At 68.2% G+C, this 9,092-nt stretch carries 10 protein-coding genes and 1 pseudogene; 8 read left to right on the top strand and 3 right to left on the bottom strand.

All coding sequences use genetic code 11. The features are described from left to right. Positions 1 to 134 precede the first annotated feature (134 nt). From QH195_RS05255 to QH195_RS05245, 3 genes and pseudogenes are all read left to right on the top strand, one after another. Positions 135 to 761, top strand: a pseudogene (locus tag QH195_RS05255) (zinc-binding dehydrogenase); the annotation flags it as partial. 144 nt (positions 762 to 905) lie between these two features. After that, the gene (locus QH195_RS05250) at positions 906 to 1,631 is read left to right on the top strand and encodes a FadR/GntR family transcriptional regulator (RefSeq protein WP_280434508.1); all 726 of its coding nucleotides are present in this window, start codon (positions 906 to 908) and stop codon (positions 1,629 to 1,631) included. Between the two features lie 68 nt (positions 1,632 to 1,699). Beyond that, positions 1,700 to 2,374, top strand: a complete 675-nt coding sequence (locus tag QH195_RS05245; protein WP_432278342.1) for a sterol desaturase family protein — start codon at positions 1,700 to 1,702, stop codon at positions 2,372 to 2,374. On the opposite strand, the gene QH195_RS05240 is transcribed toward QH195_RS05245, so the two are convergent. After that, positions 2,375 to 2,800, bottom strand: coding sequence for a nitroreductase family deazaflavin-dependent oxidoreductase (locus QH195_RS05240; protein ID WP_280434506.1), 426 nt, complete (start codon positions 2,798 to 2,800; stop codon positions 2,375 to 2,377). 111 nt (positions 2,801 to 2,911) lie between these two features. Here QH195_RS05240 and QH195_RS05235 point away from each other — a divergent pair, with 111 nt between their 5' ends. Beyond that, entirely contained in the window at positions 2,912 to 3,322 is a 411-nt protein-coding gene (locus QH195_RS05235; protein WP_280434505.1) for a PPOX class F420-dependent oxidoreductase, read from the top strand. Positions 3,323 to 3,384: 62 nt separating this feature from the next. On the opposite strand, the gene QH195_RS05230 is transcribed toward QH195_RS05235, so the two are convergent. After that, a complete protein-coding gene (locus QH195_RS05230; protein WP_432278341.1) occupies positions 3,385 to 3,999 on the bottom strand; it encodes a lipocalin family protein in 615 nt (204 codons plus the stop codon). A gap of 164 nt (positions 4,000 to 4,163) precedes the next feature. On the opposite strand from QH195_RS05230, the gene QH195_RS05225 reads away from it, so the two are divergent. The 3 genes from QH195_RS05225 to QH195_RS05215 all read left to right on the top strand — a co-directional run bounded on the left by QH195_RS05225 (position 4,164) and on the right by QH195_RS05215 (position 7,676). Continuing rightward, positions 4,164 to 5,006, top strand: a complete 843-nt coding sequence (locus tag QH195_RS05225) for a MerR family transcriptional regulator (protein WP_280434504.1) — start codon at positions 4,164 to 4,166, stop codon at positions 5,004 to 5,006. 633 nt (positions 5,007 to 5,639) lie between these two features. Continuing rightward, positions 5,640 to 6,656, top strand: a complete 1,017-nt coding sequence (locus QH195_RS05220; protein WP_280434503.1) for an SDR family NAD(P)-dependent oxidoreductase — start codon at positions 5,640 to 5,642, stop codon at positions 6,654 to 6,656. 54 nt (positions 6,657 to 6,710) lie between these two features. Next, positions 6,711 to 7,676, top strand: coding sequence for an STM4015 family protein (locus QH195_RS05215; RefSeq protein ID WP_280424147.1), 966 nt, complete (start codon positions 6,711 to 6,713; stop codon positions 7,674 to 7,676). 9 nt (positions 7,677 to 7,685) lie between these two features. On the opposite strand, the gene QH195_RS05210 is transcribed toward QH195_RS05215, so the two are convergent. After that, positions 7,686 to 8,342 (bottom strand): CatB-related O-acetyltransferase, encoded by a 657-nt coding sequence (locus QH195_RS05210; protein WP_280424146.1) that lies wholly within the window; start codon positions 8,340 to 8,342, stop codon positions 7,686 to 7,688. A 170-nt stretch (positions 8,343 to 8,512) separates the two neighbouring features. On the opposite strand from QH195_RS05210, the gene QH195_RS05205 reads away from it, so the two are divergent. Further along, positions 8,513 to 9,092 (top strand): precorrin-8X methylmutase (locus QH195_RS05205; protein ID WP_280434502.1); only part of this gene is annotated, 580 nt, incomplete at its 3' end.

The raw sequence follows: 9,092 nt of genomic DNA, 5'->3' as shown, positions 1-9,092 counted from the left end.
GACGCAGTATCCGCTCCTGTAGTGCCCGGAGTTCTTGCGGCGCGTCCATACCCTGGTCGTGCAGCCGGTCCAGGATGACCCGGCATGCCCCGGCGGCGTGCGCGGGGGGGTGGCGGGGGGGGGGGGGCGGGGGGGGTTGGGGGGTCCCCCCGGGTTTGGGGGGGGGGGTGCGCACGGCCGATATCCGGCCCGGCGAGGATGTCGCGATCATCGGCCTGGGCGGGGTGGGCATCTCGGCACTGCAGGGAGCCGCCCACGCCGGTGCCCGATACATTTTCGCGGTCGACCCGGTGCCGTGGAAGCGTGAGCAGGCGCTGAAATTCGGTGCGACGCACGCCTACGCCACCATCGAGGAGGCCACTGCCGCGTGCGCGGAGATCACCTGGGGCGGGATGGCCAAGAAGGTGATCGTCACCGTGGGCGAGGTGCACGGTGCAGATGTCGACAGCTGGATGGGGATCACCGCCAAAGCGGGCACCTGCGTGCTCACCGCCATGGGCAGCCTCACCGAGAACCAGACCACCCTGAACCTGGCCATGCTCTCGCTGCTGCAGAAGAACTTGCAGGGCACCATATTCGGCGGCGGCAATCCGCACTACGACATCCCACATCTGCTGTCGATGTACCAGGTGGGCAAGCTCAATCTCGACGATATGGTCACCCGCCAGTACCGGCTCGAGGACATCAACGACGGCTATCAGGACATGCTCGCCGGGCGCAATATCCGGGGCGTGATCCGCTACACCGACGCAGACCGCTGACCGGTACGAGACCGGAATCGCCGGGGGGCGCTCGCCCGGCGAGCCGAACGAGGCCGAACCCGCCGACCGAGCGGCCTGCGAAGCAGGTCCACCACTGGTCTTACCACTTGACCTCTTACCAATAACGGTTCTAGAGTCGGGCAGATGGCCCTGAAACGGATCGCCCGGCGCTCGGTGCCGGACGAGATCTTCGATCAGCTCGTCGACGATGTGCTCACCGGCGAGCTGGAACCGGGGTCGGCCCTGCCTGCCGAACGGCAGCTCGCCGAGGCGCTCGGCGTCTCCCGGCCGACAGTCCGCGAAGCCGTACAACGGCTCGCGCGCACCGGCCTGGTCGATATCCGGCAGGGCGGCAGCACCACGGTGCGCGACCCCCGGCGCTACGGCGGTCTCGACCTGCTGCCACGCCTGATCTTCCGCAGCGGCATACTGGACCACGGCGTAGTCCGCAGCATTCTGGAAACCCGGGCGTCACTGGGCCGGGAGGTCGCCGCCCTCGCGGCCCACCGCCGCGGACCGCACCTCGGGCAGGAACTCGCCGCAGCGGTGCGCTTGCTCGACGAGGCTGCTGATCCCCCGGCCCGGCAACGCGCGGCGCTCGCCTTCTGGGACCATCTCGTCGATGCGGCCGATTCGATCGTCTACCGCCTGCTCTTCAACCAGTTACGCGATATCTACGAACCCACGATGACCGCACTCGCCGGTGTGATGGACGCCGAAGTCGGTCGCCCCGAGCCCTACCGCGCACTGACCGAGGCAGTCACCGCGGGTGATGCCGACGCGGCCCGCACTCACGCCGACGCACTGCTGTCCGCGGCCACGGCCGAATTCGACACGCTGCTGCACCGTCTGGAGCAGAACGCCCCATGAAAATCACCGATTCACTGCGCGCCCGGCGCCTGCGCAATTCCGAGATCGATCGTCTCGCGCGTCGCCGGCTGTCCGCCGACGAGGCACGCGCAGGCCGGCGCTCGCAGGTCACCCTCGCCCAGGTACTGCGGGATTTCGCACACGCGCCTTCCCCGTGGATCATCCTCGCACTGCCGGTGTGCGCCGCGATCGCTCGTCTTCTCGTGGGTGACTGGCAGATCACCGATGCGCTCATACCGCTTGTCGCGGTGGCCGCGTTCCCCTTCGTCGAATGGGTGATCCATGTCTGCGTCCTGCACTGGCGCCCACGCACGCTCGGCCGGTGGCGTATCGATTCCCTGCTCGCCCGTAAACACCGCGAGCACCACGCCGACCCGCGGCTGGCCGAACTGGTTTTCATCCCCTGGCAGACATTCCTCTGGTTGCTCCCCGCGCTACTACTCATCGCGTTCGTGGCGTTCGGGCGTATCGGTCTCGGGCTGACCTTTCTGATCACCGTCGGCGCGCTCGGCCTCGTCTACGAGTGGACCCATTTCCTCGTGCACACCGACTATCAGCCGCGCGGCGCAGTACTGCGTTCGGTGCGGCGCAACCATCGCCTGCACCATTTCAAGAACGAGCACTACTGGTTCGCGGTCACCACCGCCGGCACCGCCGACCGGCTACTGGGCACCTATCCCGATCCCGCCCGGGTCCCCAACTCCCCGACAGCCAAAGCGCTGCACCGGCCGCGCTCGGGGTAATTACGCTCGCCGCAGTGCCAGCACCGGGATGGTACGGATGCCCCGGGTCTTCTCCTCGTATTCGTCGAAACCCGGGTAGCGCCGGGCCTGTTCAGCGTAGATGCGGTCCCGTTCGGCGCCCGAAACCTCGGTCACGAGCACCGGATAGCTTTCGGTACCGCGCTCGACGGTGGCCTTTCCCGCCGTGGTCAGGTTGTAGTACCAGTCCGGATTCGTGGGCGCGCCGGCCTTGCTCGCGAATACGTAGATCAGCTCGCCCGGATTCTGCTCGTCGGGCAGATACATCGTCGGAGTGACCGATTCGCGCCCCGATTTCCGGCCACGATGGTGCAGCAGCACCATCGGCGCACCCTCGAACGGGCCATCGACACGGCCCTCGTTGGCCCGGAATTCGCTGATGATCCGATCGTTCCAGTCGTCTGCCATAGCTGGGATTATGCAGTGAACCGCACCGTGACAGCCGTCGCTGTGCCCGCGTGGCGAACGCATTTCCGCCGACGCCGCGCCCGGTGTCACCCGGTTGCCACACTGTGGGGTATGGCGTTCACGAACGACCCCGACGGCGACCGGTTCTTCGCACTGCGCACCTTCCGCGGCGACGGCACCGCGGTCAGCACCCCGATCTGGCTGGCACCGGCCGGCGACCGCTGGTACGGCTATACGCCGGAGCGATCCTGGAAGGTACGCCGGATCCGGGCGAACCCCAGGGTGGAGGTCGCCCGCAGTACCTTCGACGGCACACCGACCGGCCCTTGGCGATCCGGCACCGCCCTGGTTCTACCCCGGGACCAGGTACGCAGGGCGAGACAGGCGCTGACAACCGCGTACGGCAACAAGTTCCGAATCTTCGTCCTCGTCACACTGCTGGGTCGTCTGCGACGTCACGGCGGGCGCGCAGTGGGACTGGAGATCGAGATACCCGGAGGCCTGCCGCGGATCCGGCGGTAGCAACAGGCGCACCGGGCGCACACGTCCTGAGCGAGCGGATCCGCACACACCGGTCGACAAGGTCAGCGCAGGCACAACGGGGCGATATCGGAGATACCGCCGGTGACCGGTGAGGTGAGGTACATACACGGACTCTGCCCGGCGGCTTCGATCGCGACGCGGATTCGCTGCCGGTCCGGCACATCCAGCGCTGCTTCGCGTGCGAGCACGAAACCGGACAGCCTGCTGGGATCGGTGACCAGCGCCCACGAATAGTCCGGGGCGAGCGCGGTGACGATGTAGTTGGTCGGACCCTCGACCGCGTCCTGGGTCGGAACACCCGGGAAACTCACATGCAGTTGGGCCCGGGTCACCGGGTCGTTGACCACGGCGGTCCCCCGGATCTCGTTGGTGCTCCCCGACCATGTCGTGCACTGGTTGCGCACACCGATTTCGCCCTGCGGTCCCAGCGTGTACTCGGCGCGGGTATCGCGGGCGCATTCCAGGTTGAACGGCTGCGGCACGGCGGCCAACTGGTTCCAGGTACCGAGGTACCGGTCCAGATCCAGGGCGGGTACGGGTGCCGGACCGGCGGGCGGCACGGGTTGCGCCACTGCTGCTCCGCCGGTCAGCGTGCCGAAAGCGACGAGTGCGGAGACGAGGCCGACAGTGCGGCGAGCTGCTCGGAATGCGGTCACGATGACTCCTCGGGGATTGGCGGTGGTTTACACCCTACCAATATCGATGCATAATCGACGCATATCGATCAGCACAGACAGAAGGTATGACAGCGATACAGCCCTACCGGATCATGAGCCCTGCCCCCACCGGTGCCGCAATCCGGAACGGGCAGAATAGGACGATGCCCGCCGACCCCGCAGCCGCACCCGACGCGGCCGGTTTCACTGTCCGCGCGGTCGCGGACCGCCTCGGCGTTCCGACGGCCACACTGCGGAGCTGGAACCGGCGCTACAACATCGGCCCCACCGGCCACCAGCCCGGCACCCACCGCCTGTACAGCGAAAACGATATCGACCAGTTGCAGCGGATGCTCGGGCTCATCCAGGCCGGCGCCACCCCCGCGGGTGCGGCAGCAGCCGTCCGGATCCCGGCCGCCACACCGGGCGACCCGAGCACTCTGCTCACCGCCGCCTTCCGCCTCGACTATCGCGCGGTCAGCACCCAGTTGACTTCCCATCTGCACGTCCACGGCGTGGTGGACACCTGGGAACTGCTGTGCCGCCCCGCATTCGCCGATATCGTCGGACGGCAACTCGGCGGCGAGGGCTGCGTCGACGTGGAACATCTGCTGTCCTGGTGCATCACCTCGGCCCTGCACAGTGCATACCCGGCCGACCGGCTGTCCCCGCATCCGATCGTGCTGGCCTGCACCGCGGGTGAGAATCACGCACTTCCTCTGGAGGTCCTTCGCGCCGCGCTGGCCGAACGCGGGGTGGGCGCGCATATGCTCGGCGCCGACGTCCCCACGACCGCGCTGACGGATACACTCGCCCGCCTACCCGCCGGCGCCGATCTGGTGCTGTGGTCGCACCACGAATCGACCGCGCCGACCTCCAGCGTGCGCGCCGGAACCGGCGCGGGCGCGCGGGTCTTCGCCGGCGGCCCCGGATGGGACGAGGTGATCCTGCCGGCCGAGGTCCACCGGCCGACGAGCCTCGCCGACGCGCTCGAGCGTTTGACCTGATCGACCCACCGCAATCACCGGGATGCCGACGACCGGGCACCCGCACGCCTCCACCACGGGGTCGAGGGCCGGGTCACACCGCCTGAACCACGGACCCGCGCGGCTTCACCGACAACTGTTCACGTCACCACTGCCTCAGGTGAGCAGTCGAAATCCGACCCCCGTGTCGCGCTGGAGAATGAAACGATGCATACTCGATGCATACCGGGTCGTTCAGCGCCCGCCGATCGGAGGAATCGTGACAGGACATCGGACCGGGTCCACGCCCCACCGTCCAGCACGGTGTGATGCAGAAGATCGCACGGCCCGCCGCCGTCCGAGTACGCGCGGGGGATACCCCGACCGGACCCTGGTACATCCAGGTACAACCGCTCGATTCCCGCCGGCCGGGCGGCGGACGCGCGGAGGTTGTGGCTGCGATCGAGGCAAACTGTTTGATGCGAATATCTGAATATCTATTTTGTGTGAACGTTTCTCCCAGTCCCCGTTCCGATTGCTCCATGCGCAGGTGATCCAGGCGGCCCGTACAGGTGACCGCGCCCGATTCACCGGCCGCGGTCACCCGTTGCCGCACCGAGGTCGCGATTACAGCGGCTCCGATCTGTTCTTGCCCCTCAAAGGAAATGAGGACCCGTGATCCGCGTACTGGACACCGTGCTCGATCGAACGCTGGTTCTCGGCCACAGCCGGCCGGGATTCCAGCTGCGCGCACGATGCTGGACTTCCGGCGATCCACCAGCCCGCGTACTACTCGGCAGGACGGCATTGGTGACCGGCGCAGATACGGAAATCGGCCGGTCGATCGCCACCCGCCTGGCCGCACTCGGCGCGTCGACCGTGCTGGCTGTCGGCGATGTCGACCGGGGTGCCCGGGCCCGGCGGGAGATCCGTATCGCTGTGCCCTCGGCCGATATTCGTGTGGTGCAGTGTGATGTGGCCGAACCGGACAACATAGACGGCTGCTGCACGGTCCTGAACCGGAACCTGCACAGCCTGGACGTACTCGTCCACGCAGGCGGGGTCATGCCGTACGAGCGCACCGAGAATTCGTCCGGCCACGAAATGACTCTGGCCACCAACGTGCTGGGGCCGCTTCGCCTCATCGACCGGCTGACGCCACTGCTCACTGCTTCGGGCACGGCACGAACAGTTTTCGTGGCCTCCGGCGGTATGTACGCCCAACCGCTGCCGGTGGCCGACCCGGAATACCGCCGGGGTGTGTATCGAGGTGCGGTCGCGTACGCACGCGCCAAACGGATGCAGGTGGCATTCACGCCGCTGCTCGATCACCTGCTCGCCGACCGCGGTATCAGCGTGCACAGCATGCATCCGGGATGGGTGGGTACGCCGGGCACCGGTACGGCCCGGCGCCTGTTCGGTTCCGCGCTGCGTCCCGTGCTGCGCACCTCGGAACAGGGCGCCGATACCGCCGTCTGGCTCGCCGCGACCCGGCAGTTGCCGATGGCCGGTCATTTCTGGCACGACCGGCGGATCCGCGGGCACCACTATCTGCGCTCCACCCGGTACACCGAGGAGCAGTTGCTGTCACTCTGGGCCTATTGCCTGAACGCGGCCGGGGCCGGGCCGGGAATCCGCGCCGGGCACCCGCCGCACCGCTCGCCGCGCAGATGTCGGGCCGGCTTGGTATGAATCCCTCGGCGAACCGGACAGTCCGGCCGGTATGACGAGAGGCGGCACACAGGAATGATCGGCGACCACCTGGAAGAATTCGGCGGATTGCCGGCTTTCGACTTCCCGGAGCCCGGCACCCCGGCAGCACCCGCGGCGACGGCGTTACCCGATGCCGCGACGGTGGCCTGGCGAGTTTCCGAGACCGGCTGGGAAGGCGACCGCACCTGGGAGCAGACCTTCACCCGGTTTCTGGATTCCGTGGATACCACCGCGGTGACATCCCTGATCGTCGGAAACTGGCCGGAGTCCTACGATTCCACGGCCGACGCGGTGATCGGCACTCTGATCGCGGCCCGGGAACGGCTGCCTCGGCTGCGGGCCGTCTTCCTCGGCGATATCACCTTCGAGGAATGCGAGATCTCCTGGATCAACCAGGGACATATCGCACCCCTGCTGGCGGCGTTCCCCGACCTGGTGGAACTCGGCGTGCGCGGTGGCACGAAACTGGTATTCGACGCCGTCCGGCACGAACACCTGCGGAAACTGACCATCGAGGCGGGCGGGCTGCCGGCTGCGGTCGTCCAGGGCATCGCCGCGAGCGAGCTCCCCGCGCTCACCCATCTCGAATTGTGGCTGGGCACCCCGGATTACGGCGGTGACGCCGAACCGGCCGATCTGGCACCCGTACTCGGCGGCGAACTCTTCCCCGACCTGCGGCATCTGGGATTGCGCAACAGCGAGATCCAGGACCGGATCTGCGCGGCGGTCGCCGCCGCACCTGTGGTGGCCCGGCTGGAGTCCCTGGATCTGTCGATGGGTGTGCTCACCGACGAGGGCGCCGCCGCCCTGCTCACCGGTCAGCCGCTCACCCATCTGCGCAGCCTGGACCTGCACCACAACTATCTCAGCGACGAAATGGGCAGCCGGTTGCGTGCGGTGTTCGAACCGGCCGGGGTGCAGCTGAACCTGGATCCCGGCGATGCCGAGGAGGACAGCGACGACAACGAGGTCTGGCGTTACGTGTCGGTCGGCGAATGAACCGGTGGCTCATACTGTCCCGAGCGTCTCCGCAACGGCCAGCAGATCGGCCGGAGTGCCACCCATGATCAGTGCCGCGTGCTCGGTGATCACCTCGGTCGGCCAATCCCACCACCGGGCCCGCAGCAGCGTCGCGACCTCATCGGGGGCGAAGCGGGCCCGGACGGCCCGGGCGGGGTTGCCCGCCACGATCGCGTACGGTTCGACATCCTTGGTCACCACGGAATGCGCGGCGACCACGGCACCGTCCCCGATCCGCACACCGGGCATGATCGTGGCCGACCGGCCGATCCAAACATCGTTGCCGATCACCGTGTCGGGCAGCGGATCGATCCCGGTGAAGACCTCGAGCGTGTTCTCCGTCCACTCGCCGCCGAACATGGTGAACGGGTAGGTGGACGGCCCGACCATCGGATGGTTGCCCCCGGGCATCAGGAAGGTGGTCCGGGGCGCGACAGCGCTGAACCGGCCGATCACCAGCCGCTGCGGTCCGTAGTTGTAGCGGACATTGCCTTCCTGGAACGGCACACCACTGCCCTCGTCGTCGAAGTAGGTGAACGCTCCCACCTCGATGAACGGGGAATCGACCTGATTGGCCAGGAACACCACGTTCGTCAGGTCCGGACGAGTGGACGGATGCAACTGCATCGGATCGGGCGCGGCCAATGGTTCCTCCCTTTTCGCACCGGCGCCGGCGCCTCGCGCGCCGGCCGACCGCGCCGACTCTACGGAGCACGACCGATAACCGGCCGAACCGGCCCGCGAACCCGCGCATGAGCACGGGCACCCTCGACCCACAACTGCCCGGTCGGCGCGGCCCGGCATAAGGTGTGCCCATGTCCGACACACGCACCGGCTATCTCACCGACGCGGGCGAGATCTATCGCCGATCGTTCTCGATCATTCGCTCCGAAGCCGAGCTGGACCGGTTTCCGGCGGATATCGCGCAGGTGGTGGTGCGGATGATCCACGGCTGCGGACAAGTCGATCTGGCGGGCGATATCGCGTTCACACCCGGTGTGGTGGCGGCAGCGCGACGCGCCCTGCGGGGCGGAGCGCCCATCCTGTGCGACGCGAACATGGTGGCCTCTGGGGTCACTCGCACCCGGTTGCCCGCCGACAACGAGGTGCTGTGCCTACTGCGCGACCCGCGTGTTCCCGATCTCGCGTCCCGCCTCGGGACCACCCGGTCGGCGGCCGCGCTGGAACTGTGGCGTGACCGCCTCGAGGGTGCCGTGGTCGCCATCGGCAACGCGCCGACCGCGCTGTTCCACCTGCTGGACATGGTCGCGGGCGGCGCCCCCCCCCCCCCCCCCCGGCCGGGGGTGGCGGGGGGCGGGGGGGGGGCGCGCGCCGCCCACCACCCCCCCCCCCACCCCCGCGGGCCGGGGGATGTAGTGAGGGGCGCGCGGGGCG

Origin of the sequence: Nocardia carnea (genome assembly GCF_029868855.1) — a bacterium.
Classification (GTDB): domain Bacteria; phylum Actinomycetota; class Actinomycetes; order Mycobacteriales; family Mycobacteriaceae; genus Nocardia; species Nocardia carnea_A.
This window is presented reverse-complemented; position numbering and strand designations above follow the sequence as displayed.

What these genes read in the sequence shown, in the direction of transcription:
- QH195_RS05250 (WP_280434508.1), top strand. Translation starts at nt 906, where the DNA reads ATGGCCCTGAAACGGATCGCCCGGCGCTCGGTGCCGGACGAGATCTTC.
- QH195_RS05240 (WP_280434506.1), bottom strand. Translation starts at nt 2,800, where the DNA reads ATGGCAGACGACTGGAACGATCGGATCATCAGCGAATTCCGGGCCAAC.
- QH195_RS05215 (WP_280424147.1), top strand. Translation starts at nt 6,711, where the DNA reads ATGATCGGCGACCACCTGGAAGAATTCGGCGGATTGCCGGCTTTCGAC.
- QH195_RS05225 (WP_280434504.1), top strand. Translation starts at nt 4,164, where the DNA reads ATGCCCGCCGACCCCGCAGCCGCACCCGACGCGGCCGGTTTCACTGTC.
- QH195_RS05235 (WP_280434505.1), top strand. Translation starts at nt 2,912, where the DNA reads ATGGCGTTCACGAACGACCCCGACGGCGACCGGTTCTTCGCACTGCGC.